Raw genomic sequence first — 25,735 nt, 5'->3', positions numbered from 1 at the left:
GCGGGGTTGTTGCCGGTGCTTGTGGTGGGGGCTCCGTTGCGGTATCGGCATCGGATCTATAACTGCGCGGTGGTTGTGCATCGGGGGCGGGTGCTCGGGGTGGTGCCCAAGTCGTATCCGCCGAATTATCGGGAGTTTTATGAGCGGCGGCAGATTGCTTCGGGTGAGGATGAGCGTGGGGGGATGATCCAGGTCGGGGGGCAGAGTGTGCCGTTCGGGGTGGATCTGCTCTTCGAGGCCGGGGATGTGCCGGGGTTGGTGCTGCACGCGGAGATTTGTGAGGACATGTGGGTGCCGGTTCCGCCTAGTGCGGAGGCGGCGTTGGCTGGGGCTACGGTGCTGGTCAATCTGTCGGGTAGTCCGATCACCGTGGGGCGGGCTGAGGACCGGAAGTTGATGTGCCGGTCGGCGTCGGCGCGGTGCCTGGCCGCGTACGTTTATGCGGCGGCTGGGCTTGGTGAGTCGAGTACGGATCTGTCGTGGGATGGCCAGACCATGATCTATGAGAATGGTGCGTTGCTGGCCGAGTCCGAGCGGTTCCCGTTGGGAGACAGTGTGGCTGTCGCGGACGTGGATCTGGATCTGCTGCGGCAGGAGCGGGCTCGGATGGGTACGTTCGATGAGAATCGTCGGGCGCACGGTGACGCGACCAAGGAGTTCCGGCGGGTTGCGTTCCTGCTTGAGCCGCCGGATGCGGATCTGGGGCTGCGGCGGGCGGTTGAGCGGTTCCCGTTCGTGCCGGCGGATCCGGACCGGTTGGCGCTGGACTGCTACGAGGCCTACAACATTCAAGTCAGTGCCCTGCAACAGCGGCTCGGGGCGATCGGGAATCCCAAGGTGGTGATCGGTGTCTCGGGTGGGCTGGATTCGACGCACGCGCTGATCGTCGCGGCTCGGGCGATGGACCGTGCGGGGCGGCCGCGGACCGACATCCTGGCCTTCACCATGCCCGGCTTCGCCACCGGCGAGTACACCAAGGGCAACGCCCACAAGCTGATGGACTCGCTCGGTGTCACCGCCGCCGAACTGGACATCACCTCGACCGCGCGGTTGATGTTGCAGGAGATGGGCCATCCGTTCGGCTCGGGCGAGCCGGTGTACGACGTCACCTTCGAGAACGTTCAGGCCGGTCTGCGTACCGACTACCTGTTCCGGCTGGCCAACCAGCGTGGGGGCATCGTGCTGGGCACCGGGGACCTGTCGGAGCTGGCGCTGGGCTGGTGTACCTACGGCGTCGGCGACCAGATGAGCCACTACAACGTGAACTCCGGCGTCCCCAAAACCCTGATCCAGCACCTGATCCGCTGGGTGGTCGGCACCGGTCAGTTCGACGAGGAGGCCAACCAGACTTTGCTGGCGATCCTCGACACTGAGATCAGCCCGGAGCTGGTGCCGGGTGAGGAGTTGCAGTCCACCGAGGACAAGATCGGCCCGTACGCGCTCCACGACTTCACCCTCTACCACGTCCTGCGGTACGGCTTCCGCCCCTCGAAGATCGCCTTCCTGGCCTGGCACGCCTGGCACGACCCGGAGGCCGGCGCCTGGCCGCCGAACTTCCCGGCGGCCAAGCGGGCGGCGTACGACCTGGACCAGATCCGGCACTGGCTTGAGGTGTTCTGCCGCCGCTTCTTCGCCTTCGCGCAGTTCAAGCGCTCGGCCATGCCGAACGGGCCGAAGGTCCTGGCCGGCGGAGCCCTGTCCCCGCGCGGCGATTGGCGGGCGCCGTCGGACGGTACGGCGGACGCGTGGCTGCGGGACCTGGCACGGCTGGACGTTCTCGACGAGACCGGAGGACGGTAGCGAGGCGGGCCAGGGAGATAGGAATAGAAATAGAGATAGAAATAGGAATAGGAATCGGCTATCGCGGAGCCGGGACATCCTGAGAAGAACTAGTCCACTCGTGTGCCGAGCGTCGCCGTGGCCCGCGAGATCGCTCGGGCGACGGCGACGACGGCCGGGCTCAGGGCCGCCGGGTCGACGTTCTCCGAGCGGGTGACGACGGACAGGGCGGCGATCGTCGTGCGGTGGCCGTCGAGGATCGGCGCCGCGATGGAGGTCATGGGATCCGGCTTCAGGCGTGAGACCACGGCGAAACCGTCGCGCCGGACCGCGGCCAGGAGCGTGCGGAGCTCGGCGTTCGCGCCGACGATCTCGTCCTGGGCCGGGCGGGGCGCGTGGGCGAGCAACGCCATGCCGACGCCGGTGGAGGGCAGCGGCATCCGGCCGCCGACGCGGTACGCCACCCGGCCGGCTCCGCGCGCCGAGAGCCGTTCGACGAGCACGGCTTCGTGGCCGTCGCGCACCGCGAGCAGGACGTGTTGACCGGTCGCGTGGTGCAGGTCCTCCAGGTAGGGGAGTGCCGTGGCGCGTAGGCCGTGGCCGCGCGGCGCGAGCGAGGCGATTCCCAACAGCCGTAGGCCGATGACGTACTCGCCGCTGTCCGTCCGCTCCAGGGCGCCGTGCTCGACGAGTTTGCGGGCCAGGCGCAGCGTCGTGGCCTTCGGTAGTTGGGACTGGTCGCTGAGCGCGGCCAGGGAGAGCGACCGGTTCGCCGGGCCGAAGCATTCGAGCAGGCGGAAGGCACGGTCCAGGACCGGTTCGCCCTGCGGCGGTCGATGCCCGCGGGGGCGCGGCGTGTCGTCGGCCATGTGCCCCGCCTTCGTTTCATTCAATGAAATCATCACTGTGCCGCTGCCGCACTTCGATCGACGATTCATCGCGTGGACGCAACCGTTTCGAACCCCGCCGGTCACCCCGCCGAGCACACCCCCGTGCTCGTCGTCGGAGCCGGCCCGGCCGGCTTGGCCGCGGCCGCGGAACTCGGCCTGCACGGCGTCGCCTGCGTCGTCGTCGAGCCCCGCACCGAGGTCTCCCACCTCCGGCCGCGGGCCAAGACGACCAACATCCGCACGATGGAGCACCTGCGCCGCTGGGGTGTCGCCGACTCGCTGCGCGCAGCCGCCCCGCTACCGGTCGCCTGGTCGCAGCGCGTGACGTTCTGCGAGTCGCTCTCCGGTCCCCGCATCACCGATTTCGACAACGCCTTCGGCCTCACCGCCGAACGTGACGACCGCTATGCCGAGGCGGGTCAGCAGGTTCCGCAGCCGGTCGTCGAGGAGGTGCTGCGCGACCACGTCCGCGGGCTGCCGAGCGTCGATCTCAGGCTCGGACACGCGGCGACGGAACTGGTTCAGGACGAAGAAGGCGTCACGGTCACGATCCGCGACGACGCGGGGATCAGCTATCTGATTCGGGCCCGCTACGTACTCGGCTGCGACGGCGCGAGCGGCGTGGTACGCGAGCAGATCGGCGTGCGCTACACCGGTCGGTCTGACCTGCGCCCCAACTTCAACCTGGTGTTCCGCGCGCCCGAACTGGACAGCCCGCTGGGTCCGGCTGTCCAGTACTGGGTGGTCGGCGAGCGGGGCGCCGGAGTGCTGGGACGGCTCGATCTGCACGGCACTTGGTGGGCGATCCTGCCGGGCGTCGAGGCGGACTACGGAGTCCGGCACGCGGACGAGTTGATCGCCGGGCTCGTCGGACACCGCGTCGAGCACGAGCTGGTCGCGACCGACACGTGGACGGCCCGGATGTTGGTCGCGGAACGCTTCCGCGACCGCCGGGTCTTCCTCGTCGGCGAGAGTGCGCACCTGAATCCGCCGTGGGGCGGGCACGGTTTCAACACCTGCGTCGGTGACGCGGTGAACATCGGCTGGAAGATCGCAGCGGTCGAACACGGCTGGGCGCCGGCGCGGATCCTGGACAGCTACGAGGCTGAGCGGCGCGGTGTCGTGGAACAGACTGTGCGCAGCGCTGAGACCAACCTGGCCGCGCTCGCCGACGCGCTTCCGAAGGATGCCGAGGCGATCCAGACGACGAAGCGCGCCGAGTTCCACAGCCTCGGACTCGTTCTCGGCTACAGCTACGCGGGATCGCCGATTGTTCAGCCGACAGGTCCGCGTCCGCGTGCCAGTGATGGCGCGGTGACGAGCTATACGCCTACGACGGAGCCGGGAGCCCGGTTACCGCATCGCTGGCTGCCCGACGGCTCGTCGCTCTACGATCGGCTCGGCGCGGGCTTCACGCTCGTCGGACCGATCCGGACGGATCGAGCTGATCGGCCTGGCGTCGCAGTGCTCGTAGAGCGTGCCGAGCAGCTCGGCGTTCCGTTGACGCTGCTCGAACCACCGCCTAGTGACCTTTGGCGCGAGGAGTTTCTGTTGGTGCGGCCCGACCAGCACATCGCGTGGCGCGCCGATGCCGTCGCGGACATCGATCTCGACCTGGCTGTCGGAAGCGCCCAGCGCCGACGCGGCGTCCCGGAGACAAAACAGGAGGCTGATGCAGCATGACCGAGCAACCGCACCGCACCGCGGTGAGGAACGTCCGAGTCTTCGACGGCCGGCGCCTGCTGCCGGCCGGCACCGTCGTCTTCGAACAGGGCCGGATCGTCGCCGACACCACGACCGGGCAGGCCCGGGTCGTCGACGGCGAGGGCGGCGTCCTGCTTCCCGGCCTGATCGACGCGCACGTCCACCTGTACGGCCGCGAGAACCTGGAACAGCTCACCGCTTTCGGTGTGACCACGGCGCTCGACATGGGCAGCGCCCCGCCGGAGTTCGTCGACTCGCTGCGGGGTATCGCAGGCCTCACCGATATCCGCAGTGCCGGGACGCCTGCCATCGCGCCGGGCAGCGGGCACTCCCACATCCCGGTCGTCGGCCAGCGAGGGCTCGTGCACGGCGTCCACGAAGCGGCGGCGTTCGTGGCCGAGCGGGTCGCCGAGGGCTCGGACTACATCAAGATCGTCGTCGGCAGCTCCGGGGCGGACCACGACCAGGCCACCCTCGACGCCCTCGTCGTCGCAGCCCACGAACACGGCAGGCTCGTGGTCGCACACGCCTCGAACCAGGCCGCCGTGCAGAAGTCGCTGCTGGCCGGCGCCGACGTGCTCACCCATGTGCCGATGGACCGCGCCGTCGACGCCGCCACCGCGAGCCGGATCGCCGCCGACGGTCGGATCGTCGTCCCGACCCTGTCGATGATGGAGGGCATCATCGAGCAGTCGGCACCGCCCGGCGCGCGCTACGAGGTGCCGCGCGAAGGCGTCTCAGCGCTCTACCGAGCCGGCGTCCCGATCCTGGCCGGAACCGACGCGAACGTCGCGGTCGGTGTCCCGGCCCGGATCAGCCACGGCGAGAGCCTGCACCACGAACTCCAGCTGCTCATCGATGCCGGGGTGAGCGCTGTGGACGCGTTGCGGGCCGCCACATCTCTGCCCGCCCGCTACTTCCGCCTTGACGACCGTGGCACCGTCGAACCGGGACGCCGCGCGGACTTGGTCCTGGTCGACGGCGACCCGTTGCAAGACATCAAAGCGACCTCGTCCATCAGCCGCGTCTGGTGTGGTGGAGTCGAGTACCCGCCCGCGTAGCCCTACGGAGAACAACCATGCGCATCGCCACCGTCAACGACCGTGCCAGCCTGATCATCGGCGACGACGACCGGGCCGTCGACATCCATGCCGCCAGCGGCGGCCGGTTCGGCCCGGAGCCCGCTGCCGTGTTCGAGCACTGGGACGAGTTCCGCAAGTGGGTGGACTCGGCCGAACTGCCCGAGCCCGTGTCGTTCGCCCGCGAAGACCTCGGATCGCCGTCTCCCGCGCCGCGCCAGGTGTTCGGGATCGGTCTGAACTACAGCGAGCACGCCGCCGAGTCCGGCTTCGCGAAGCCGACGACCGCGCCGCCGGTGTTCACGAAGTTCCCCTCGTGCATTACCGGGCCCTATGGCGAGGTCGTGCTGCCGGCCGGTGGCCACACCGACTGGGAGGTCGAACTCGTCGTGGTCATCGGGACGAAGGCGCATCGGGTGGCGCGCGCCGACGCTTGGCAACACGTCGCGGGGCTCAGCGTCGGCCAGGACATCTCCGAGCGCATCAGCCAGATGGCGGCCGTCCCGCCGCAGTTCAGCCTCGGCAAGTCGTTCCCCGGGTTCGGGCCGATCGGCCCGTGGCTGGTCACCGTCGAGGAATTCGCGAATCCGGACGACCTCGAACTCGGCTGCGCGATCAACGGCGAGCAGATGCAGCTGGGCCGGACCAGCAGCCTGATCTTCTCGGTGTCCGAGCTGATCGAACAGCTCTCGGCGGTCGCCCCGCTGCTGCCCGGCGATGTCGTGTTCACCGGCACCCCGGCGGGTGTCGGCCTCGGCCGGGACCCGCAGCGCTGGCTCGCGGCCGGTGACGAGCTGGTCACGCACATCGAAGGCATCGGGGAGATGCGCCACCGCTTCGTCGCCGACGCGGCCTAGCCGGAACTCGCGGTAGTCAGAACTCGAAGTAGCCGGAACTCAAGGTAGCCAGAACACGCGGTAGTCGGTACACGAGGTAGTCGATACACGAGGTAGTCAGAACACGAATGGAGCGGCCATGAGCCTGCACGCACTGCTCTCGGTCACGATGGGGGTGCCGAACGTCGAGGAGACGGCGGCGTACTACACCGACTTCGGGCTTTCGCCCGAGGCCGACAACTGGTTCAGCACCACCGATGCCGGGCGCCAGTTGCGGATCGTCCACGCTCCGACGCGGCGCCTGGTCGAGCTGCGGGTGGGTGTCGACGACCGCGATGACGTCCTGCGGGCCGCCGCGAACCTCAGCCGCCTCGGGACGGCGGATCCGGTGGTGACCGAGGCCGGCTTGGCGGCCGTCGAACCCGTCACGGGGGCTCGGGTCCGGCTGGAGACAGCGCCGCGGCTGCACCAGAATCCCGTGCCGGCCAGCGTCTACAACGGACCCGGACGGATCGAGCGTGCGAGCCGCCGCGCACCGGGCTTCCTGCGTACTGAGCCGGTGCGTCCCCGCAAGCTCGGCCACGCCGTCCTCGGCACCGTGGACTACCGCGCGACCACGGACTTCTTCGTCCAGGGCCTGGGGTTCAAGGTCAGCGACCGCATCAAGGGCGTCGGCACCTTCATGCGCTGCTCGACCGACCACCACAACGTCCTGGTCCTGTCGGCTCCGGTGAACTTCCTGCACCACACCTCCTGGCAGGTCGACGACGTGGACGACGTCGGGCGGGGCGCGGCCGCGATGCTCGAAGGCCGGCCCGAGCGCCATATCTGGGGCTTGGGGCGGCACTACGGGGGCTCGAACTTCTTCTGGTACCTCAAAGACCCGGCGGGCAACTTCTCCGAGTACTACTCGGACATGGACTGCATCGTCGAGGACCAACTCTGGACGCCCGAGGACCTCGAAGGCGCGCGCGGCCTCTACGCCTGGGGCCCGCCGCCCCCGCCGTCCTTCCTGCATCCCGATGACTTGGCGGCGATGATGACCGGCGCGCATTCGGTGCGCTAGCGCTTCTCCGGCGCTACGCCGCCGGGTGGGGATTCGGAGCGGGGGGTGGAGGGCCGTCTGCACCCTCGGTCGCGGCCCCGGGCGCCTCACGGGTGCGCCACGCATCGTGGTGATCTAATGGCGTTCGTGGCGCCTGATGGTGTCCTGAGCATGGAAGGACTTATCAGATGGAGAAGCGGGTTCTGGGCCGTACCGGTCGGCGGGTCGGGGTGGTCGGGCTGGGTGCGTGGCAGCTGGGGGCGGACTGGGGCGAGGTGGCCGAGGACGACGCGTTGGCCACGCTCGGCGCGGCCGTGGACGACGGGGTGTCGTTCCTGGACACCGCCGATGTCTATGGTGACGGACGCAGCGAGCAGCTGATCGGGACGTTCCTGAAGTCCCGGCCCGGGGCGGACATCACGGTCGCGACGAAGATGGGGCGCCGGGTGCCGCAGGTGCCGGAGGCGTACACGCTGGACAACTTCCGGGCGTGGAACGACCGGTCCCGGAAGAACCTGGGCGTCGACACCCTCGATCTGGTGCAGCTGCACTGCCCGCCGACCCCGGTGTACTCCAGTGACGAGGTCTTCGACGGGCTGGACACGCTGGTGTCCGAGGGGCGCGTCGCCGCGTACGGCGTCAGTGTCGAGACCCGCGCGGAGGCGCTGACGGCGATCGCGCGGCCCGGGGTGGCCAGCGTGCAGCTCATCTTGAACATGCTGCGGCTCGGCCCGCTCGCGGACGTGCTGCCGGCGGCCCGCGAAGCCGGGGTGGGCATCATCGCCCGGGTGCCGTTGGCCAGCGGGCTGCTGTCCGGCAAGTACGACGAGCACACCACGTTCGCCGAGAACGACCACCGCAACTACAACCGGCACGGCGAAGCCTTCGACGTCGGCGAGACCTTCTCCGGGGTGGACTTCGCCACCGGTCTTGAGGCGGTGCGCCGGTTGGCGCCGTTGGTGCCGGCCGGCGTCGCGATGGCGCAGTTCGCGTTGCGCTGGATCGTGGACCAGCCCGGCGTCAGCGTGGTCATCCCGGGTGCGCGGAACCCGAAGCAGGCCGCCGGGAACGCCGCCGCCGCCGAACTGGCGCCGCTGACCGAGGAGCAGCTCGGCGCGGTGCGTGAGGTGTACGACGAGCTGATCGCTCCCCAGATCGGGCAGCGTTGGTGACGTTTTGTGAAGCCGGTGAAGCCGGTGAAGCCGGTGACGCTTGTGAAGCCGGTGACGTCGGCGGAACCGGCGTCGCCGGCGACGGCCGACCGTGGACTCCTACGCCCGGCCGGACCAGAACTCCTACAATCAACACCGTCACATCCCCTCGGATCTGACGGGACACGCTCTTGCGCTTTGCCGTATTGGGACCGCTGACCATCACCGATGACGACGGGCACGCGATCCGCCTGCCCGGCGTCCTCCCGCGCGGCGTGCTCGCCACCCTGCTGCTGAACGCCAATCAGCCGGTGTCGCTCGATCGGTTGATCGACACGCTGTGGGGCGAGTATCCGCCGACCTCCGTGGCCGCCGCGCTCCGGAACCACGTCGTGCGGCTGCGCCACGCCCTCGGCGACGGTGCGGCCGAGCGGATCCAGACCGGCGTCACCGCGTACCGGATCCAGGTCGAGCCCGGCGAGCTGGACGCCGACGACTTCGCGCGGTTGTGCGCCGAGGGATTGCGGGCCGTGGGGGAGCAGCGGTGGGCTGAGGCGTCCGCTTCGCTGACCGGCGCGCTGGAGCTGTGGCGCGGTGAGGTGCTGGCCGACCTGCCGGTCCTGATCGGAGTTGAGCCGCACCTGCGCAAGCTCCGCGACGACCGGTTGCTCGCCTACGAGGGACGGATCGAGGCGGATCTGCACCTCGGACGGCACCGGGAACTGGGCACAGAAATACGGGGGCTGATATCGGCGAACCCGCTGCACGAGCCCTTCCACCGGCAGCTGATGCTCGCCCTGTACCGGTCGGGGCGGCGCGCGGAGGCGCTGGAGGCCTATCGGGAGCTGCGCAGGACCCTGATTCAGGAACTGGGAGCCGAGCCCTCGGCCGGTATTCAGGAACTGCACCAGCAGATCCTCAATGTCGATCCCGCGCTCGATGTTCAGCCGGCCTCGGAGCAGGTCGACGTCCCCGCCGCGCCCGGTCCGAAGCGCGAGAGCACGTCGGCGCCCTCAGCCGATGGCGGCTTGGGCGGCGTGTTCCGGCAGTTGCCGGCCGACCTGTCGACGTTCACCGGGCGCGAGAAGGAACTCCAGCGGCTGATCGACGCCGCCACCCGGCCGCACGAGGCGGCCGCGACCGTCGTCGTCTCGGCGATCGAGGGCATGGCCGGGGTCGGCAAGACCCAGCTCGCGGTCCACGCCGCGCACCGGCTCGTGCAGGCCGGCCGCTTCGACGACGTCCAGCTCTACGCCAACCTGCACGGCTTCGACGCCGAACGGGCCCCGGCCGATCCGGCCGTGGTCCTGGAGGCGTTCCTGCGGCAGCTCGGCGTCCCGGCGCGGCGGATCCCGCTGATGGTGGAGGAGCGCGCGGCGATGTTCCGCGACCGGCTGTACGGCAGGGCCTCGTTGATCCTGTTGGACAACGTCGCCGACGAGGAGCAAGTACGGGATCTGATACCGGCCGACGCGCAGAGCCTGGTCCTGCTGACCAGCCGCCGGACGTTGGCCGGGCTGGACGGCGCCGAGTTGCACCTGCTGGACGTCTTCCACGAGATCGAGGCGATCGAGCTGCTGGCCCGGATCGCCGGGCACGAGCGGGTCGCGGCCGAGCCCGACGCCGCCGCCGAGATCGTCCGGGCCTGCGGATTCCTGCCGCTGGCCGTGTCGTTGGCCGCGTGTCGGCTGCGCGCCCGGCCGGCCTGGACGCTCGCGGATCTCGTCACCCGCCTCGACGGCATTCTGACGACGGGCGCCGTCGGCGGACGCAGCCTCAGCAGCGTATTCGAGCTCTCATACCACAGCCTGCCGGAGACCATCGCTCGGGCGTTCCGGCTGCTGGGCACCTACCCGGGCCACGATTTCACGGCCGACACGCTCGCGGTCCTGCTCGGAACCACGGTGCCCGAGGCGGAGTCCATCCTCGAGGCGCTGTTGGACGAACACTTGCTCCAGCAGCGGATCACGGCCCGTTACGAGTTCCACGACCTGATCGCCGCCTTCGCGCGGCAGCGTGGACTGCGCGACGAATCCGCCGAGGAGCGGGACGCCGCCTTCGAGCGGCTGATGCTCTGGTACGCGCACGCCGCGGACAACGCGGTCGCGGCCATCTCCCCGTCGGCGGACCGCGCGGTCCTGGACCCCTCGGACTACAGCCGCACCTTCGACTCGCGCGCGGAGGCCATGCAGTGGTGCGAGCAAGAGTTGCAGAACATCTTCCAGTGCGTCGCGGTCGCCGGGCGGGGTGGATTGCCCAAGCTGGCGTGGCAGGTCGTGGCCGGCCTGTGGGCCTACTTCCGGGTCGCCTCGGCTTGGGACGCGTGGCGCGAGGGCTTCAGTGCGGGACTGATGGCGGCTGAGGCGTCCGGGGATCTGACCGGGCAGGCGAGCATGCACGTCGGTCTCGGGTCGCGGTGTGTCCACCTCGGCGAGTACGACCAGGCGCTGTATCACCTTCAGCGAGCCCATGATCTGGACGTCGAGCGCGGCTCGGCCAAGGGTGTGGCCATCACGCTCAACAACATCGGTGACGTGCACAGCAGGTTGGGCAACTTCGAGGCGGCGCTGGACTACCTGACCCGCGCTCGGGCCATCAACACCGAAGACGCGCTGGACTGCATCATCGTTCTGAATATCGGGGAGTCACTGGGGTTCCTGGGCCGGTACGAGGAGGCGGAACGGTCGCTGCGTGAGGTCGAGGCCCGCTTCCTCGCCAAGGACGACCAGTACCTGGCCGCGAGTACGTACGCGACGCTCGGCCGGATCTATTTGCAGGCGGGGGAGTTGGCGAAGGCCGAAGTCGTGTTCCTGCAGGCGATCGCGATCCGGACGACGATCGGTTACCGGCCCGGCGTCGCCGCGGCGCTCGTCGAGCTGGGGGAGACGTATGTGCGGACCGGGCGGCGGGAGTCGGGGCGTGAGGCATGGGAACGGGCGCTGATCGTGTTCGGCGAGCTTGAGGATCAGGCGGGGATGGAGCAGGTGCGCGGGCGGCTGGAGCAGGTGGATTCGGATCCTGCGTAGTCCCGTCCCGGGCAAGCAGCTGCGCGCTTTGGGGCGGGCGCGTTCACAGGCGTTGCGCGGCCAATTCGGGCTCGGGCTCGGCCTCGCGCGTGGATCCGGTTCGCAGGATCCCGGCGGTCGCGGCGGCGACGACCAGGAGCAGGGCCGGGAGTAGGAACGTGTGGCCCAGCGCCGTGAGGCGGGTCATCCAGCCGATCAGTGCCGGGCCGGCGAGCATGCCGAGGTAGCCCAGGCCGGCGACGCGGGAGACGTTGGTGCCCGCGGCGGCGGGGTCGGTGTGGCCGGCGGCGCTGAACAGCTGCGGGACGCAGCCGGACAGGCCGATGCCGAAAATCGCCCAGCCGACGAGCGCCGTCCAGATCCACGGGGATACCGCCACGATCGTGAGGCCGACGGCGCCGGTGGCCGCGCCGTAGCGCAGGACGGCCGCCGCGCCGAAGCGGGCGGAGACGCGGTCGGCCAGCAGGCGCCCGATGGTCATCGCCGCCGCGTAGGTGCCGTAGGCGAACGAGGCGGTGCTGGCCGACGCGCCGAGGATGTTCTTCGCTTCGACGGCGCTCCAGTCGTTCGCGACGCCTTCGCACAGCATGCACATCATGGCCAGGGCGGCGAGGATCCAGATGCGGCGGGGGACGGGGCGGCGCTTGGTGGTCGGCTGGGTATCCGTGGCTGCGGCCGGGACGTGTGCCGCGGCGGCCGTCGTAGCTGTAGCTGTAGCCGTAGCCGTAGCCGTAGCCGCCGTCGCCGTCGGCAGCAGGCTCCTGGCGAAGATGAGAGCGATGACAATGCCGACCGCTCCGGCCGCGCCGAGCGTCGCGGCGGGACTGAGCCCCGCGCTGGTCGCCTGGGCGCCGACGAGCGCGGCGATGACCCCGCCGACGGAGAAGGTGGCGTGGAAGGCGGACATGATCGGGCGGTTGTAGGCCTTCTCGACGTGGACCGCGTGGGCGTTCATGCTCACGTCCAGACAGCCGTTGCAGAAACCGAACACCAGGAGCGCGCCGGCCAGCGTCCACGGCTCGCGGGCCAGGCCCGGCAGCACGAGCGTCGCGGCGCACAGGACGCCGGCGGCCGGCACCACGACGCGGGTGCCGAGGCGGTCGGCCAGCCGTCCGGCGAGCTGCATGCCGAAGAACGCGCCGAGGCCCAGCAGGACCAGCAGGCTGCCCAGGGTCGCGTGGCTGATGCCCACGCGTTTCTCGATGGCCGGGATCTGGACCAGCCACATGCCCATGAGGGTGCCGTCGAGGACGAAGTAGACGAAGGTCGCCACCCGGGCGGCTCGGAGCGCACGTTCCATGCGATCACCGTAACGAACATATTGGATGTTTGGAAGTCGGTATTTCGAACAGCTTGCTTGTTCGTTTCCCGGTGGTGTTCAATCGCACCATGAGCAGCACAGATCGGCACCGGCTGATCGCCCAGGCCGTGGCGGACTCCGGCAGCGCGACGGTCCCGCAGCTCGCCGAGCTGACCGGGGCCTCGGAGATGACCATCCGGCGCGACCTGGACGTTCTGGCCGCACAGGGCGTGCTTGAGCGGTTCCGCGGCGGGGCGCGGACGCTGCTGCTGCGGGGCGAGGAGCCGCCGTGGTCGCTGCGTGTGCACGAGGGGCTTGAGGCCAAGCGCCGGATCGCGGCCGAGGTCTGCCGGCTGATCGCCGACGGCGAGACGGTCGTGGTGGACAGCGGCACCACGTGCCTGGAGGTCGCCCGGCTGCTGCACGGCCGGCCGGTCACCGTGATGCCGCTGTCGCTCCAGGCGATCCAGGTGCTCAGCGACGCCCCGGCCCCGACCGCGCTGCTGGTCCCCGGCGGCCGGCCCCGCACCGGCGAAGGTGCCCTGACCGGCCCGCTCACCCTCGCCTCGCTCGCCGCGCTGCGCTTCGACACCGCGGTGCTGGGCTGTTGCGGGCTGAGCGCCGCCGAGGGGATGACGGCTTACGACCTCGACGACGCGGCGGTGAAGCACGCGATCGTGGCCTCCGCGCGGCGGATCGTCGCCGCCGCGGACGGGAGCAAGCTGGGCCGGACGGCGCATGCTTACGTCGGTGCCAGCTCGCTGGTGGATCAGCTTGTCACCGATGGTTCGGCGCCCGCTGATGAGGTGGCGGCGCTGGAGGAGGCTGGGACTGTTGTCACGACTGCTTAGCGATTTGCGCTGCTGCATAGTGACTTGCACGACTGCTTAGCGTGGCTTCGGGGGGTGTGACCTATGCCGAAACGGCCGACGCCGTTGCAGAACCGGCTGGCGCGATACCAGGCGGTTCGGAAATCGAACGTCCTGGCCTCGGTGCTCAAGCCCGCTGATGCCAGTCGGAGCGTGTTCGAGGTCGCGTGGGACGTGCTGAGGAGCCAGGCGTTTCCCCTGGAAGTGACCGATGCCGCCGATCTGGCCGACCGTATGACTCGGTCGGAGGCGTTCGGTGCCGCGCAGGCTGCCGGATGGGTCGCGGGGGTTCTCACTGCGAGGTTCGCCTATCCGCCCGCGAAGGACGAACTCCCGGACCCGAAACTGTGCAAGCTGGACGACCAGGTGATCGCGGCACTCGGCGCGGATTCCGTCTGGCACGCCAATTCTGACGACCACCCGCTCCCCGTCTTCAGAGAGTCCGGTCGCGGCTTCGGCTGGAGCGCCATCACCTGCGCGACCTTCGATGTGGTTGTCGTGGCGCGGGGGAACGGCCTGGATCTCGTGCTCGCTTCCTTCGACGAGGACTGAGAGACGAGGGCTCAGAGACAAGAACTGAGATCCGTGCCGGCCGAGTACCTTCTGGCCGACACGGATCTCAGCGGGGGTGGTGCGGGTGCTCGCGGTGCGGGTTTTCGCACTGCGGGCACGTCAGCGGCTGCTGGCCGTGATGTCGCCGTGCGAGGTGGTCGCCTTGATGGTCAGGGCGGCGGTGGCGCCGGCGGTGTTTCGCAGGGTGTTGGTGATGCGGCCGTGGCTGGTGCCGGCGTCCAGGGTGGCGGAGGTGCCGGGGGCCGCGGTGACGGTGAGGTTGCCCATGTCGGTGCGCAGTTCGATGGCGCCGGTGGTGGCCTCGTTGATGGTGATGTCGCCCTTGCCGTTGCGGATCTGGGCCGGGCCGGCCAGGTGGGTGATGGTGATGTCGCCCATGTGGGCCTTCAGGTCGGCGCTGGCGGCTTCGTCCAGGCTGATGGTGCGGTAGCCGCCTTCGAAGGTGACGTTGCCCAGCCGGCCGGTGGTGCGCAGTTCGGCGGCGCCGGCCTTGCCCTGGATGCGGGAGCCGGTCGGCAGCTCGATGGTCACCCGCAGGGCGCCGGTGCTGCCCAGGACGCGGTTGCCCTCCGGGCTCGCGATGCGCAGGACGCCGTCCTGGTAGCCGATCTCGGTCTGGGCGGCGGCCTTCACGTCCCGCTTCTTCGAGGCGTCGGCCGGCAGGACCTGGACGACGGTGTCCGCGCGGTCGGTGGCGATCAGCTGGACGGTGCCGGCCGGGATGTCCATGGTGACGAAGACCGGGCTCGGGGTGTCGAACTTCTGCATGACGGCTCCTTGGTGGTGTTTCCTCGGCGGCCGGTCCGGCTCGCCTTCATGCAGCTACTGTCGCGGCCCGCCCTGACGTGGCCCTGACGTCGTCCTGACACGGCTGCTGACACCTACCGGCCGCCTGCTGACACGCCCACCGGCCCCTGCTGACACTCGCGCCGGCCTCCTGCTGACCCCTGCCGAAGCCAAGTCCAGCGTTACGCCCGGAGCTCGGAACAGGCCCGGAAACCCTGTGGCTACCAGCGATTCCAGTGCAGGACCTCGGACACCGGCTGCCGCGGCGCGGGCTTGAAACTGTCGCCGGTGTAGTACGCGGTCGGGAGCAGGACCGACTGGTAGACGTCGTCGGGCAGGCCCAGGATCTCGGCGACCTCGGACTCGTAGGTGAGGTGCAGGGTGGTCCACGCGGTGCCCAGGCCCCGGTCCCGGGCGGCCAGGCAGAAGCTCCAGGCCGCGGGCAGAAGCGAGCCCCACAGACCGCCCTGGTTCCCGCTCGGCAACCGGCCGCCGGCCACCTTCAGACACGGCAGCACCAGGACCGGCACCTCACCCATCCGATCGGCCAGGTAGGCGACGCTGTCGTGGACCCGGCGCTGGACCTTGTTGCGCTCCGGGTCGTCCGCGAAGAGCTTGCCGGCCGCGCCCTGCGATTCCAGATACGCCTCGCACGCCTTCTTGTAGACCGCGCCTATCGCCGCCCGCTGATCGGGGTCGGTGACGACCAGCCACTGCCAGGTCTGCCGGTTCGAGCCGCTGGGGGCTTGCAGAGCGATGCGCACACAGTCTTCGATCAGTTCCCGGGGTACCGGACGTTCCAGGTCCAGGCGACGACGGACGGTGCGGGTCGTGGTCAGCAGCTCGTCGGGGGTCATGGGGGTCCTGCCTTTCGCCGAGGGGTCGGCACAAGTCTTTCGCACGGATAGGGCGGACGCAGATCGGATGCAACCGTGCGGGCAGGCCCGCGCGTACAGCGCACGACACATCGGCGAGCGAGGGGATGGGCATGACGGGGAGACGATCGGTGTCGGCCGTCACGGATTTCGACCAGGTCTACGCGGCGACCGCGCCGCGTCTGGTCGGCCAGCTCTATCTGGTGATCGGTGATCTGGCCGAGGCGCAGGACTGTGTCCAGGAGGCGTTCGCGCGGGCATGGCTGCGCTGGGACTCGCTGACCGACGGCCGCGGCGATCCGGTCGGCTGGGTGAAGACCACGGCCTACCGGCTGGCGATCTCGCACTGGCGGCACTGGAAGGCCGGGGTCAAGGCCCTGCGCAAGCACGGTGTGCCGCCGGACGCCCCGGCGCCGTCGGCGGACGCCGTCGCCCTGCGCGACGCCCTGGCCCAGCTGCCCAAGGCCCAGCGGGTGGCGTTGGTGCTGCATCACCTGAACGACATGCGGGTGGAGGACGTGGCGCGGGAGCTCCGGGTCCCGCCGGGCACCGTCAAAGCCCGGCTGTCGCGGGGCCGCGCCACGCTTGCCGTCCTGCTCGCGGACTGGCACACGGACGTTCTGGCAACGGAGGAGTTCCATGCGTGACGAGGAAGTATTCAACGAGGCGGTGCGCACCGAGGACTGGACGCACCTGGCCGGCAGCGCCGCCGACGCGCGCGCCAAGAGCGTCCGGCTGAGGCGGACCCGCTACGCCGGGATCGCCGGCGCCACGACCGCGGTCGCCGTGGTGGCGGCGGTGGTCGCGGGCTCGCTCGGGTTCGGTGACGCCGGCGGGCGGGCGGTCTCGGCGACGCCGGGCGGTGCGCGGCCGGCGAAGGTCGCGTCGTCCTCGAAGGCCGCGGCGCCTTCGTCGTCGGAATCATCGGCGTCGTCGGCGGCGCCGACAGCGCCGGCGAAGGGCACCATGGGCGCCCTGTTCGAGCAGTGGAAGAGCTGCCCGGACTCGGAGCTGACAGTGGTGAACGCCCTTCCGCAGGACCCGCCGCACCTGCAGCAGGCCTGGCGCGACGCGTGCCGCCGGGACGTCGCGACGCTGTCCGGGCTGCTTCCCGACTACGACGTGACGCCGGCCGTGGCGAGCATCGGCACGCCCGCCACCGTTGCCGGCGAGAGCCTCAACCCGACGTTGTTCAACGACCCGAGCTTTGTCATCCCGCCCGGCTTCACGCCGCACATGGGGCCGAGCTCGTATCGCATCGAAGGTAAGGACGGCGTCGCCAGCGAGGTGGTGATTCGGGCCTACAACCACGACGACAACACCAAGCCAGCCGGCGGCGAACAGGTTACCCTGCCCAACGGACTCAAGGGCGTGCTGGTTCTCGGCACTCCCGTTCAGGGCAACCACATCAACTACGAGATCTACATCCTGGACAAGGGCCAGACGTTCTACATGTTCCTCTTGAGCCCGGGGAAGCCGAACTTCGACTTCAAGGCCCTGGCCACGAGTCCGCAGTTCGCGGGCATGGCGGCCAAGGCGCTGGCCGAGCCGGAGAGCTGAGCTTACTGCGGGACAGCGATGGTGCGTCCCTCGGCCGCCGAGCGCCGGGCGAGCTCCAGGATGGTGAGCGTGTTCACGGCGTCGCGCGGGTCGACCGGTGCGGCCTTACCCTCGCGCAAGGCAGCGACGACGCCTGCGTAGAAGGCGGGATAGTCGCCCGGCAGCGAGGGGTACGGCCGCGCCTCGTCGGTCGGACCGAGCAGTCCCCAATCACTCTCGGCCGGTTCGCCCCAGCCGGGGCCGGGACGCCGGCCGGCGCGCAGTGCGGCCTCCTGCGGGTCCAGGCCGCGGACCGTATACGCACTCTGATTCCCGAGCACGCGGAGGCGCGGGCCGGGTTGCGCGGCCACCGCGCTCATCCACAGCTGCGAGTGCACGCCGCAGGTGTGGGTCAGGGCGAGGAACGAGTCGTCGTCGACGACCGCGCCGGCGCGGCGCGCGTTGACCTCGGCGTAGACGTGCGCGGCCGGGCCGAACAGGTGCAGGGCCTGGTCGACCAGGTGGCTGCCGAGATCGTTGAGGACGCCGCCGGCCTTGGCCGGGTCCGCCGACTCGCGCCAGCCGGCGGCGATCCGCGGACGCCAGCGCTCGAACCGGGACTCGTAGCGGTGGACCGCGCCGAGGGTGCCGTCGGCGATCAGGTGCTGCGCGGTGCGGAAGTCGCTGTCCCAGCGGCGGTTCTGGAACACGGTGAGCATCAGGCCGCGCCGGTCGGCGAGCTCGATCAGCGCCCGGGCCTCCTCGGCGCTCGGCGCCAAGGGCTTGTCGACGACGACCGGCAGGCCGGCTTCCACAGCGGCGCGGGCGGCCGGGCTGTGGGTGTCGTTGGGCGTGGCGATGACGACCAGGTCCAGGTGCTCGGCGTCGGCCAGCAACTGCTCGGTGCTGTCGACGGCGCGCGCCTCGGGGTGTTCGCTGCTCAACTGGGCACGCCGGTCCGGGTTGGCGGTGACCACGTTCTGTAGCCGCAGGCCCGGGGTGGTGGCGATGAGAGGGGCGTGGAAGGCGCGACCGGCCAGGCCGTAGCCGATCAGGCCGACGCGCAGCGGGTTCTGGGGAGCGCTCATAGGCCGAGTTAAGCAACACTGTTGGCAAAGTGCAAAACGGTGTCCCACAATGGGACGCATGGAACGACGACCGGCCGGAGCCAACCTCGCGGGGCTGCGCGACCACAACGCCGCCCTGGTGCTGAGCTTGCTGCGGGCCCGCGCCGAGGGCGGCAGCCGGGTGCAGCTCGCGGCCCAGACCGGGCTGACACCGCAGGCGGTCAGCAAGATCGTCGGCCGGTTGCTGGCCGACGGCCTGGTCGTCGAGGCCGGACGCGGCGAGTCGACCGGCGGGAAACCGCGCACCCTGCTGGCCTTGCGGCCGGAAGCCGGCTGCGCCGTCGGCATCGAGTTGGACCGTCAGCGCTCCACGATCCTGTTGCTGGACCTGGCCGGGACGACGCTGCGCCGCCGGTCCGTGGACATCGGGTTGGCGTCCGGCGAACCCGAGCGGGTGGTCGGCGCGCTCGCGAAGGGAGTGAGCCAGGCCGTGCGGGCGGCCCCGGACGGCGCGAAGGTCCTCGGCGTGGGCGTCGGGTGCCGTGGGCCGCTGGACTACGAGACCGGGACGCTGCATCGTCCGGCCGGACTGCCCGCGTGGGACGGGTTCCCGTTGCGCGGCCTGCTGGAGTCGTTGCTGGACGCGTCGCTGGACGTGCCGAATGTCCTGCTCGACAAGGACACCAACGTCGCGGCGCTCGCGGCGCCCGCCGCGGTGTCGGGCAGTACGGCGTATCTGCATCTCGCCGACGGCCTCGGCGCCGGACTGCTGTTGAACGGCGCCGTCTACCGGGGAGCCAGGACCAACGCCGGCGAGTTCGGGCACCAGGTGCTCCAGCCGGACGGCCCGCGGTGCACGTGCGGGGCGCGCGGCTGTTTGGAAGCGCTGTGCATGGCCGCGCTCGCGGACGACGACCCGCGGACCGCGGCGCGCTGGCTCGGCATCGGTGCCGCCAATCTCGTCCGGTTGCTCGACATCGACCGGATTCTCCTTGGCGGGCATCAGATCTTCGCTTCGCCCGACGTCTACCTGCGTGCGGTCGCCGACCAGATCGCCGAACACCTGCCGGAGCCGGAGTGGCAGTCCGTGCAGGTCTCGTTGACGCCGGCCGGGGCCTCGGCGGTGGCGGTCGGTGCCGCGCAGCTCGTCATCGATTCCGCGCTGGGCGGTATATGAGTCAGCCCCCTGTCGCCGTGACAGGGGGCTGATCGTTGGCGGGCATCGTCAGTGGACCACGTCGAAGACGTTCTTCTGGATACCGTTGCTGTAGGCCGCGCTCTCGACCAGCTTCAGCTTCTGCTTGTCCTTGTCCGTGCTGCTGAACAGGCGCTTGCCGGCGCCGAGCAGAACCGGGTAGACCAGCAGGTGGTAGCGGTCGATCAGGCCGGCGTCGGACAGGGCCTGGTTCAGGGTGGCGCTGCCGTGGACGATGATCGGGCCGCCCTCGGTCTGCTTCAGCGCGGCGACCTCGTCCAGCGAGCGCAGGATCGTGGTCGGGCCCCAGTCGGTGACCAGGTCCGCGTCGGTGAGGGTGGTCGAGACGACGTACTTCGGCAGGTCCTTGTAGATCGCGAACTCCTTCATCCCGGGCCACACCGGGCTGAACGCCTCGTAGCTGACCCGGCCCAGCAGGACCGCGGCGGACTCCTCCTGCTCGGTGCCCTTGATCTCGTAGGCCTCCGGGACGAACTCGATGTCTTGGAAGGTCCAGCCGGAGTTGCGGTAGCCGGGTTCGCCGCCGGGGGCTTCGATGACGCCGTCGAGCGAGATGAACGCGGAGGTGATGAGGGTACGCATGACAGTCTCCTTCGATGATTCTTCGCGGTGGGTGCTGTTCGTCAACTGATGTCGTCAGCTGATGGTGCTGGTCAGCCACTGCTGCCAGGACTGTTCGGGTGCGGCTGTCCCGGCGGTCGGCGCGAAGAGGTGGTGGAACATCAGCGCCAGGCCCGAGCCGTGGTGGAAGGTGTAAAGCGCGTCGTCGGTGCGGATCCCGAAGCGCTCGCTGTCGGCCCAGGTGACCCCGCCGTCGATCAGCGGGAGCGCGTCGGGTCCGCCGTTCGCGCGGGCGCCGACGGCGATCGGGGGCGTCAGCGACAGTGCTTCGGCGAGCAGCGCCTGGACGTCGGCGGGCGAGCGGTCGGCGGCCGGTGCCATACCGAAGACCGGGACGGCGGCGCGGCCGGGGAAGTGCGTCAGGTACTCACACAGGGTATTGAGATGGAACGGCCAGCCGCGGCGCAGGGCGTCGTACTCGTTCTCCCAGTCGTCGCCGAGCAGGCCGCTGTGCACGACGCGCAGCACCGTGCTGCCGCCCTCGCGGCCCTCGATGAGGTACTCGAAGGCCATGAACCGGCCGTCGGGGCCGGGGGAGGTGCGGCTGGCGAACCGCTTTTCCGGGTCGTAGGCGGTGATCAGGGCCTGCTCGCGGTGGCCGCCGGTGTCCATGGCGACCGATCCGCCTTCGCGCGCCTCGATCTCGTTGCGGCCCATGAACCAGGAGTCGACCCCGGGGCCGGTGGCGATGGCCGCCCAGACCTGTTCGGGGGTGGCCGGCAGCGTGGTCTCGAGTTCGATCTCGAAGGGGTGCGTCATCGCGGGTCCTCCTGTTCGGTAACAGAATCGGGCAGTGCTGCCGGGTCGGCAGCCGGCCCTGGCCCGTGCGGGTTGCCCGGAGCGTGCTGGTGGCTCGGGTCGCTCGGGTCGCTCGGGTTGCCCGGGTTGCCCGGGTTGCCCGGGTCGTCCGGGCGGGCCGTCGGGATCGGGTGCAGCCCGAGGACCAGCCGGTGCTCCCGGCCGCCGGCGGCGCTCTCGTCGTGGTAGCGGCTGACCAACGTGGTCACCGCCCGGGTCAGTTCGTCGGCGAACGCCGCCCGGTCGGCCGCGGAGGCGAAGCGGATCTTGGCGTCCATCGCGAACGTGGTGACGGGCTTGCCGGCCCGGGCCGAGCCGGTCAGCAGCGTGCCGACCTCCTGGATCAGGCGCGAGCCCAGGGCCAGCAGCCACCGTGCGGACAGCCGGTCGGGCGCGCGGTCCGGGTCCGGGCTGACCGCGGCCAGCGTGACCGGCGAGATCACGTAGGAGGCGGCGGTGGCGCTGTAGACCCGCTCGGTGACGTTGCCCTTGCGGCGTTCCTCGACGAGCTCGACCAGGCCGTGCCGCTCGAGCTCCTTCAGGTGGTAGTTGACCTTCTGGCGGGGCAGCCCGAGCCGGGCCGCCAGCATGGCGGCCGAGCCGGGCTCGGACAGGGCGGCGAGGATCCGGGACCGGATGGGGTCCAGGGAAGCCTCGGCCGCTGCGGGCTCCTCGATCACGGTGACGTCGAGCATGCTTCCAGCATTCGGCCGACAGGAAGTTTTGTCAAGACAAGAAAATTTGTCGGTACGAGTCGGTACGAGCTGCGCCGCGACGAGATGCGTTCCGTGAACGGTGTGCGACGTATGCGCGATTGTGAGTGACCATGACCGTGGATGTTTTGGCCTGACAGCCGAAAAGCTCGGCAGCGACCGCGTCCGCCCGCCAAGATGCAGAGCATGACTAGACGCCTAGCCATCCTGATAGCAGGGCTCTTCGCCGCCCTCGCGACTCTCTCCGGGTGTGCCAAGCACACACCCGTGTCCTACGCCCCGGCCGCCTACGGCATGCAGGTCGGCGGTGTGTACGAGTGCTACTACGTGGACAACCCGGCCGAAGTCCAGACGCTGATCGCGCGCGGCCTGTGCCCGGTGGGGTCGGTCCCGACCCGGATGCCGCAGTCGTGGCTCAACCAGTACTTCGGGTACTACGACTCCCCGGCCTACTACAACACCTACGTGCCCGTCTCGTACCGCAACAACTACATCGGCACCTACCACTCCTACTACCTGGTGCACACCAACGACATCAGGGCGGCGGCCGCGGCGGCGACCTGGAAGGGCTCGAACGGCAAGACCGTGTCCGGTTCGCAGGTGGACACGGCGAAGATGAAGTTCTCGACCGGCTCCGGGTCGAACTCGACGATGGGCGGCGGCTCCCTGCGTGGCGGATCCAGCGGGGGATCCACCGGCGGGGGTTCGGTGAGCGGCGGGTCGGGGTCGTCGGGCGGTTCGTCCGGGGGTGATGGCGAGGATTCCTCCGGTGGTTCGTCCGGCGGTTCCGGCAGCCACTCCAAGTCCGGGTCCAGCGGCGGCAAGTCGCATTCCGGCGGTACCAGCGGCGGTTCGTTGCGCGGAGGCAAGAAATGATGCGGGACTTCTCGGTGTACGGCTACTGGCCGCACTCGACGGAGCGGTGGGGCGAGGTATTCCAGGCCACGTCGGCGCGTGCGGCTGAGGACCTGGCCCAGATGTACGCGCGGGAGCGGGGCGCCGCGCTGCGGGTGGCCGGGGTGTTCGAGGGGATCGTCGCCTCGGTCGACCGGTACACGCTGTTCGTCGACCCGCGGGACGTCCGCAACTTCGACGCCGAAGGGCTCGACCCCGACGTGCCGGGGCTGCGGAACGAGACGTGGACGGTGCTCGGCCTGATCGAATCCGAGCGCGACCGCCGGTGGAACGAGCACACCGGCGGGCAGCGGTTCTGCGACCACGTCCTCGCCGACTCGCCGCTGTCCGCGGAGGACGTCGTGGAGGACAAGGCGCGCAGCGAAGGGGGACGGCTGCTGGTGTGCGCGGTGTTCGACGGGACGCGGCAGCGGGCTGACGCGCTGTATGCGAAGTTCGCCAACCCGGATGTACAAGTGGCCTGAGATGTCGGGTCAGGGCGCTCGCGTACCGGCGCTCGGTGGGCGAGGGTCCGGTGCGCGAGAGGGCCGGGAGGTACGGTGGCGCCATGTCCTTCGTGATGAGCAATGGCGCCCGGCTCGCCTATGACGAGGCGGGCCAGGCGGGCCAGGCGGGCCAGGCGGGGCGCGAGGCGGGCCAGACGGGCCAGGCGGGCGAGGCCGACGGCTTCCCGACGGTCGTCTTGACGCACGGCGGGCTGGGCGACCGGCGCATGTGGGACCACCAGTTCCGGGCCCTGGCGCGGCGGGGCCGGGTGGTCCGGTACGACATGCGCGGTCTGGGCGAGTCCGAGGACGCCGAGGGGGAGTTCTCGCGATCGGAGGACCTGCTGGGGCTGCTGGACGCGCTGGACATCGAGCAGGCCGTGCTCGTCGGCAACTCCATCGGCGGCGCGTACTCCATCGAGGCCGCGCTCTCGGCGCCCGAGCGCGTGCGCGGGCTGGTCCTGATCTGCTCGGGGCTGACCGAGTACGACTGGCCCGAGGAGATGACCGCCGAGATCGGGCACCTCGTCGAGGAAGCCGTCCCGGCCGAGCGGATGGCGCGCTATTGGCAGCGGACGGCGGAGTACGTCGATCCGGCCGACGTCCGGGCGATCGCCGAGGTCAACGTCCGGTACATGGTCGCCGGACCGAAGCGCGGGCTGGACGATCTGGTGCCGGAGGTGCGGGAACTCGCCTTGGAGATGTGCCAGGGCAACTTCCAGCGGGAGTGGAGCGTTCCGCGGTATCAGGAACGCTTTCAGCAGCCACCGATCATCGACCGGCTGCGCGAGCTCGCCATGCCGACGCTGATCGTGAACGGCAGGTATGACCCTTCACCAATCCAGGAGATCGCCGATCTGCTGGCGGTGCGGATCCCGCGGGCCCGGCGCATCGATCTGGACGCCGGGCACCTGCCCTCGATCGAGCGGCCCGAGGAGACGACCGACGCGCTGTTGGAGTTCGTCGCCGGGATCTCGTAGGGGCCGGGCCGGGCGACGGGGTCGGGCCGGGCGACGGGACCGGGCCGCGCGACACACCACGGTAGGGTGACGTTCCCGGGCCCCGGGCACCGGAGCCGATATTCATGGCTCATGATCAACAACCGTGTAAGGTCCCTGTCGGGGATCGCCGTCCTGGCGCTGTCCCTGGCATTCACATTCGTCCCGTCGGCGGCCAGTCAGGCGCGCGCCGCCGACACCGTCGCGGCCAGCTGTCCGGTCCCCGCCGACCACCTGTATGACGCCGCCGAGCGCGACGTGCAGCTGGAGCGGATCGCTCCGGTGCCGTCGTGGCGTTCCAACTGCGACGAGCTCTTCCGGTCCGACGGCCGCGGGCCGGACGTCGTCTTCGCCGAGGGCTTCCAAGCCAGGGACGTCGTGGGCGGGCAGTACGACCTGGCGGCGTATGTGGCCAACAACCAGCCGTCGCCGTTCGTCAGCACCAGTTACGACCACGACCTGTACAAGAAGTGGAAGTCCGGCTGGAACTACTACGTGGACGCCCCCGGCGGCATCGACGTGAACGCCACCATCGGATACCAGCACAAGTACGCGTCGCAGATGGAGGTCGCGTTCCCCGGCGGGATCCAGAGCAAGTTCATCGTCGGGGTCTGCCCGGTCGACCGGGCGACCAAGAGCGAGATCATCGCGGGCTGCGAGCGAAATCCGAACTACGTTCCGTGGCGCGGGGTCGCGGCGGCCTTCCCCGCGTAGGGCTTTGGGCTGGGCCGTGAGGTGCTTTCGGCGCCTGGCGGCCCAGCCGTTCTCGTTGCCTAGTAACGCTGTTGCGGGAATTGCTGGGGGCTCGGCTGCGGGCTGTGCTGCTGGCCTTGCTGCGGGATCTGTTGCTGGACCGCGAGGATTTCGGCGATCTGCGTGCTCTGCTTCGTGGCCATCATGGTCGCGACCATCGAGCCGTCGGTGAAGTGCAGCTCGGCGCGCGGCGTGCGTCCGTGCAGCGCGGCGTCCTTGGTGCCTTCGGTGCGCACACCGGCGATGAGGGTGCGCTCCACGCCGTGGACCAGCTGCATGGCCGACCCGCCGGCGCGCCCGGCGCGGAAGATGAGGTAGCGGCGGTCGGTGAGTACGCCCCAGGCCCCGGGGCCGTAGTCCTGGCGCGTGGCCCGGGCGTAGCGGATGAACCACCCGGCCTGGCTCTCCCACCCGCCGATGAAGACGGGCCCGGCGAGCTTCCGATCGAGCGCTTCGCGCCCCTTCTCGGCGATGCGCTCCGAGGCGGCGTCCAACGGATTGAACGCCCACTTGAACCCGCGGCCGACCTTCTTGTCCGCCCGATCGATGCCCCCGAGCACCCGGTGCTGACCCTCGATCGCGATCATCAGCTCGCGCGGGGTCTCGGGGATGGTGTCGTCGAGCTTGAGGATGAAGCCGTAATAGACCCGCTCGCCCGGCTCCAGGAACGGCGCGGCGCCTTGCGCGAGTCGGTCGCGTGGCGGCGCGAGGTTCGGG

The 25,735-nt window shown here is 70.2% G+C and carries 25 protein-coding genes; 16 read left to right on the top strand and 9 right to left on the bottom strand.

The window, feature by feature from the left end; translation table 11 throughout:
• The coding region (locus tag IZR01_RS31785; protein ID WP_194926016.1) for an NAD(+) synthase at positions 1–1,800 on the top strand (1,800 nt) is incomplete at its 5' end.
• 89 nt (positions 1,801–1,889) lie between these two features.
• On the opposite strand, the gene IZR01_RS31780 is transcribed toward IZR01_RS31785, so the two are convergent.
• Positions 1,890–2,648, bottom strand: a complete 759-nt coding sequence (locus tag IZR01_RS31780; RefSeq protein ID WP_194926015.1) for an IclR family transcriptional regulator — start codon at positions 2,646–2,648, stop codon at positions 1,890–1,892.
• 72 nt (positions 2,649–2,720) lie between these two features.
• Here IZR01_RS31780 and IZR01_RS31775 point away from each other — a divergent pair, with 72 nt between their 5' ends.
• The 6 genes from IZR01_RS31775 to IZR01_RS31750 all read left to right on the top strand — a co-directional run bounded on the left by IZR01_RS31775 (position 2,721) and on the right by IZR01_RS31750 (position 11,510).
• Positions 2,721–4,352 carry an FAD-dependent monooxygenase gene (locus IZR01_RS31775; protein ID WP_194926014.1) on the top strand — a complete coding sequence of 544 codons (1,632 nt, stop codon included), beginning with the start codon at positions 2,721–2,723 and terminating at the stop codon, positions 4,350–4,352.
• Entirely contained in the window at positions 4,349–5,434 is a 1,086-nt protein-coding gene (locus IZR01_RS31770; RefSeq protein WP_194926013.1) for an amidohydrolase family protein, read from the top strand. The genes IZR01_RS31775 and IZR01_RS31770 overlap by 4 nt, the downstream gene beginning before the upstream one ends.
• A 17-nt stretch (positions 5,435–5,451) precedes the next feature.
• On the top strand, positions 5,452–6,309 hold the full coding sequence (locus IZR01_RS31765; protein ID WP_194896276.1) for a fumarylacetoacetate hydrolase family protein: 858 nt from the start codon (positions 5,452–5,454) through the stop codon (positions 6,307–6,309).
• A 118-nt stretch (positions 6,310–6,427) separates the two neighbouring features.
• Positions 6,428–7,354: a VOC family protein gene (locus IZR01_RS31760; RefSeq protein ID WP_194926012.1), complete on the top strand. Its 927-nt coding sequence runs from the start codon at positions 6,428–6,430 to the stop codon at positions 7,352–7,354.
• A gap of 167 nt (positions 7,355–7,521) precedes the next feature.
• Positions 7,522–8,505 (top strand): aldo/keto reductase, encoded by a 984-nt coding sequence (locus IZR01_RS31755; RefSeq protein ID WP_194926011.1) that lies wholly within the window; start codon positions 7,522–7,524, stop codon positions 8,503–8,505.
• Between the two features lie 170 nt (positions 8,506–8,675).
• A complete protein-coding gene (locus tag IZR01_RS31750) occupies positions 8,676–11,510 on the top strand; it encodes an AfsR/SARP family transcriptional regulator (RefSeq protein ID WP_194926010.1) in 2,835 nt (944 codons plus the stop codon).
• Between the two features lie 43 nt (positions 11,511–11,553).
• Here IZR01_RS31750 and IZR01_RS31745 read toward each other — a convergent pair whose 3' ends face one another.
• Positions 11,554–12,810, bottom strand: coding sequence for an MFS transporter (locus IZR01_RS31745; protein ID WP_194926009.1), 1,257 nt, complete (start codon positions 12,808–12,810; stop codon positions 11,554–11,556).
• A gap of 89 nt (positions 12,811–12,899) precedes the next feature.
• On the opposite strand from IZR01_RS31745, the gene IZR01_RS31740 reads away from it, so the two are divergent.
• Positions 12,900–13,661 (top strand): DeoR/GlpR family DNA-binding transcription regulator, encoded by a 762-nt coding sequence (locus tag IZR01_RS31740; protein ID WP_194896281.1) that lies wholly within the window; start codon positions 12,900–12,902, stop codon positions 13,659–13,661.
• 84 nt (positions 13,662–13,745) lie between these two features.
• Complete coding sequence (locus IZR01_RS31735; protein ID WP_194896282.1) at positions 13,746–14,231, top strand: hypothetical protein; 486 nt, start codon at positions 13,746–13,748, stop codon at positions 14,229–14,231.
• 120 nt (positions 14,232–14,351) lie between these two features.
• Here IZR01_RS31735 and IZR01_RS31730 read toward each other — a convergent pair whose 3' ends face one another.
• Positions 14,352–15,020, bottom strand: a complete 669-nt coding sequence (locus IZR01_RS31730) for a DUF4097 family beta strand repeat-containing protein (RefSeq protein WP_194926008.1) — start codon at positions 15,018–15,020, stop codon at positions 14,352–14,354.
• Positions 15,021–15,259: 239 nt separating this feature from the next.
• Positions 15,260–15,895: a nitroreductase family protein gene (locus IZR01_RS31725; RefSeq protein ID WP_194896284.1), complete on the bottom strand. Its 636-nt coding sequence runs from the start codon at positions 15,893–15,895 to the stop codon at positions 15,260–15,262.
• A gap of 131 nt (positions 15,896–16,026) precedes the next feature.
• Between IZR01_RS31725 and IZR01_RS31720 the strand changes: the two genes are divergently transcribed.
• Positions 16,027–16,560 carry a SigE family RNA polymerase sigma factor gene (locus IZR01_RS31720; protein ID WP_194896285.1) on the top strand — a complete coding sequence of 178 codons (534 nt, stop codon included), beginning with the start codon at positions 16,027–16,029 and terminating at the stop codon, positions 16,558–16,560.
• Positions 16,553–17,473, top strand: coding sequence for a hypothetical protein (locus tag IZR01_RS31715; RefSeq protein ID WP_194926007.1), 921 nt, complete (start codon positions 16,553–16,555; stop codon positions 17,471–17,473). Before IZR01_RS31720 ends, IZR01_RS31715 begins: the two co-directional genes overlap by 8 nt.
• 2 nt (positions 17,474–17,475) lie before the next feature.
• On the opposite strand, the gene IZR01_RS31710 is transcribed toward IZR01_RS31715, so the two are convergent.
• A complete protein-coding gene (locus tag IZR01_RS31710; RefSeq protein WP_194896287.1) occupies positions 17,476–18,540 on the bottom strand; it encodes a Gfo/Idh/MocA family oxidoreductase in 1,065 nt (354 codons plus the stop codon).
• Between the two features lie 58 nt (positions 18,541–18,598).
• Here IZR01_RS31710 and IZR01_RS31705 point away from each other — a divergent pair, with 58 nt between their 5' ends.
• Entirely contained in the window at positions 18,599–19,696 is a 1,098-nt protein-coding gene (locus IZR01_RS31705) for an ROK family transcriptional regulator (RefSeq protein WP_228555119.1), read from the top strand.
• A gap of 48 nt (positions 19,697–19,744) precedes the next feature.
• On the opposite strand, the gene IZR01_RS31700 is transcribed toward IZR01_RS31705, so the two are convergent.
• From IZR01_RS31700 to IZR01_RS31690, 3 genes are read right to left on the bottom strand one after another with little or no spacing between them, the layout of a single operon-like run.
• Positions 19,745–20,317, bottom strand: coding sequence for a dihydrofolate reductase family protein (locus tag IZR01_RS31700; protein ID WP_194896289.1), 573 nt, complete (start codon positions 20,315–20,317; stop codon positions 19,745–19,747).
• 54 nt (positions 20,318–20,371) lie between these two features.
• Positions 20,372–21,115, bottom strand: coding sequence for an SRPBCC family protein (locus IZR01_RS31695; protein ID WP_194926006.1), 744 nt, complete (start codon positions 21,113–21,115; stop codon positions 20,372–20,374).
• Positions 21,112–21,849 (bottom strand): ArsR/SmtB family transcription factor, encoded by a 738-nt coding sequence (locus IZR01_RS31690; protein ID WP_194926005.1) that lies wholly within the window; start codon positions 21,847–21,849, stop codon positions 21,112–21,114. Before IZR01_RS31690 ends, IZR01_RS31695 begins: the two co-directional genes overlap by 4 nt.
• A 204-nt stretch (positions 21,850–22,053) precedes the next feature.
• Here IZR01_RS31690 and IZR01_RS31685 point away from each other — a divergent pair, with 204 nt between their 5' ends.
• The 4 genes from IZR01_RS31685 to IZR01_RS31670 all read left to right on the top strand — a co-directional run bounded on the left by IZR01_RS31685 (position 22,054) and on the right by IZR01_RS31670 (position 24,979).
• Entirely contained in the window at positions 22,054–22,743 is a 690-nt protein-coding gene (locus IZR01_RS31685) for a hypothetical protein (RefSeq protein WP_194926004.1), read from the top strand.
• Positions 22,740–23,246, top strand: a complete 507-nt coding sequence (locus tag IZR01_RS31680; protein ID WP_194926003.1) for a hypothetical protein — start codon at positions 22,740–22,742, stop codon at positions 23,244–23,246. Before IZR01_RS31685 ends, IZR01_RS31680 begins: the two co-directional genes overlap by 4 nt.
• Positions 23,247–23,329: 83 nt before the next feature.
• Positions 23,330–24,247: an alpha/beta fold hydrolase gene (locus IZR01_RS31675; RefSeq protein ID WP_194926002.1), complete on the top strand. Its 918-nt coding sequence runs from the start codon at positions 23,330–23,332 to the stop codon at positions 24,245–24,247.
• 111 nt (positions 24,248–24,358) lie between these two features.
• A complete protein-coding gene (locus IZR01_RS31670; RefSeq protein ID WP_194899974.1) occupies positions 24,359–24,979 on the top strand; it encodes an ADP-ribosyltransferase in 621 nt (206 codons plus the stop codon).
• A gap of 59 nt (positions 24,980–25,038) precedes the next feature.
• Here IZR01_RS31670 and IZR01_RS31665 read toward each other — a convergent pair.
• The coding region (locus IZR01_RS31665) for a hypothetical protein (protein ID WP_194926001.1) at positions 25,039–25,735 on the bottom strand (697 nt) is incomplete at its 5' end.

Origin of the sequence: Catenulispora pinisilvae (assembly GCF_015356865.1) — a bacterium.
Lineage (GTDB): Bacteria > Actinomycetota > Actinomycetes > Streptomycetales > Catenulisporaceae > Catenulispora > Catenulispora pinisilvae.
The sequence above is the reverse complement of the archived record's forward strand: the minus strand, read 5'-3'. Positions and strand labels throughout refer to the sequence as shown.

Bases quoted from the DNA above. Each gene is read 5' to 3' on its own strand.
- IZR01_RS31730 (WP_194926008.1), bottom strand. From the start codon at position 15,020: ATGCAGAAGTTCGACACCCCGAGCCCGGTCTTCGTCACCATGGACATC.
- IZR01_RS31700 (WP_194896289.1), bottom strand. From the start codon at position 20,317: ATGCGTACCCTCATCACCTCCGCGTTCATCTCGCTCGACGGCGTCATC.
- IZR01_RS31690 (WP_194926005.1), bottom strand. From the start codon at position 21,849: ATGCTCGACGTCACCGTGATCGAGGAGCCCGCAGCGGCCGAGGCTTCC.
- IZR01_RS31740 (WP_194896281.1), top strand. From the start codon at position 12,900: ATGAGCAGCACAGATCGGCACCGGCTGATCGCCCAGGCCGTGGCGGAC.
- IZR01_RS31780 (WP_194926015.1), bottom strand. From the start codon at position 2,648: ATGGCCGACGACACGCCGCGCCCCCGCGGGCATCGACCGCCGCAGGGC.
- IZR01_RS31680 (WP_194926003.1), top strand. From the start codon at position 22,740: ATGATGCGGGACTTCTCGGTGTACGGCTACTGGCCGCACTCGACGGAG.
- IZR01_RS31675 (WP_194926002.1), top strand. From the start codon at position 23,330: ATGTCCTTCGTGATGAGCAATGGCGCCCGGCTCGCCTATGACGAGGCG.
- IZR01_RS31685 (WP_194926004.1), top strand. From the start codon at position 22,054: ATGACTAGACGCCTAGCCATCCTGATAGCAGGGCTCTTCGCCGCCCTC.
- IZR01_RS31705 (WP_228555119.1), top strand. From the start codon at position 18,599: ATGGAACGACGACCGGCCGGAGCCAACCTCGCGGGGCTGCGCGACCAC.
- IZR01_RS31755 (WP_194926011.1), top strand. From the start codon at position 7,522: ATGGAGAAGCGGGTTCTGGGCCGTACCGGTCGGCGGGTCGGGGTGGTC.
- IZR01_RS31695 (WP_194926006.1), bottom strand. From the start codon at position 21,115: ATGACGCACCCCTTCGAGATCGAACTCGAGACCACGCTGCCGGCCACC.
- IZR01_RS31715 (WP_194926007.1), top strand. From the start codon at position 16,553: ATGCGTGACGAGGAAGTATTCAACGAGGCGGTGCGCACCGAGGACTGG.
- IZR01_RS31760 (WP_194926012.1), top strand. From the start codon at position 6,428: ATGAGCCTGCACGCACTGCTCTCGGTCACGATGGGGGTGCCGAACGTC.
- IZR01_RS31725 (WP_194896284.1), bottom strand. From the start codon at position 15,895: ATGACCCCCGACGAGCTGCTGACCACGACCCGCACCGTCCGTCGTCGC.
- IZR01_RS31745 (WP_194926009.1), bottom strand. From the start codon at position 12,810: ATGGAACGTGCGCTCCGAGCCGCCCGGGTGGCGACCTTCGTCTACTTC.
- IZR01_RS31770 (WP_194926013.1), top strand. From the start codon at position 4,349: ATGACCGAGCAACCGCACCGCACCGCGGTGAGGAACGTCCGAGTCTTC.
- IZR01_RS31720 (WP_194896285.1), top strand. From the start codon at position 16,027: ATGACGGGGAGACGATCGGTGTCGGCCGTCACGGATTTCGACCAGGTC.
- IZR01_RS31670 (WP_194899974.1), top strand. From the start codon at position 24,359: ATGATCAACAACCGTGTAAGGTCCCTGTCGGGGATCGCCGTCCTGGCG.
- IZR01_RS31710 (WP_194896287.1), bottom strand. From the start codon at position 18,540: ATGAGCGCTCCCCAGAACCCGCTGCGCGTCGGCCTGATCGGCTACGGC.
- IZR01_RS31765 (WP_194896276.1), top strand. From the start codon at position 5,452: ATGCGCATCGCCACCGTCAACGACCGTGCCAGCCTGATCATCGGCGAC.